This window comes from Neisseria sp. P0021.S007 (assembly GCF_051956855.1).
On sequence record NZ_JBQCXA010000696.1, the window covers coordinates 1 to 629 of the forward strand.

The 629-nt window shown below is 47.7% G+C and carries 1 protein-coding gene; it reads right to left on the reverse strand.

Translation table 11 applies throughout. From position 1 onward, the window contains the following. On the reverse strand, positions 1–541 hold a 541-nt coding region (locus tag ACTHUR_RS15435; protein WP_440399515.1), incomplete at its 3' end, for an extracellular solute-binding protein. Positions 542–629 lie beyond the last annotated feature (88 nt).

Genomic DNA, 629 nt, shown 5'->3' on the forward strand with positions numbered 1-629 from the left:
GTTTGAGCTTGGATGTGTATTCGGGGTTGAACACCAAATCCCATTGGTTGTCCGGCAGTTTGTCCGTGCCCAAGGCTTTTTTCACGCGCTCGGTATTGATGGCGAAGGTATTTGTTCCCCAATAAAACGGAACGGCGTATTCGTGGCTCGGATCGACGCCTTCCATCAGTTTCATCAGTTCGGGATTGAGGTTTTTATAGTTGGGAATCAGGGATTTGTCGATTTTTTGATAAGCCCCCGCCTTAATCTGCCTGCCGACAAAGGTATTGGACGGGCCAACGATGTCGTAGCCCGATTTTCCGGTCAATACTTTACTTTCCAGCGTCTCATCGCTGTCGTACACGTCGTAAGTTACCTTGATACCGTTTTTCTTTTCAAAATCGGCGACGGTTTCGGGATCGACGTATTCCGACCAGTTGTAAATCCTCAATACATTTTGGTTTCCCGCCTGCCCCGCTTTGTCGGAGGTATTTTTATCCGAACCTCCGCAGGCGGCGAGCATGACGGTGGTCAGGGCGATGAGTGGCAGATGTTTGGTCATTATCATTCCTTGCATATCAGGTGGAAGGGAAAGTAAGGGATTATAAATCAGGCACACACTATCTGATAGCAATTTCCATTATATTGAT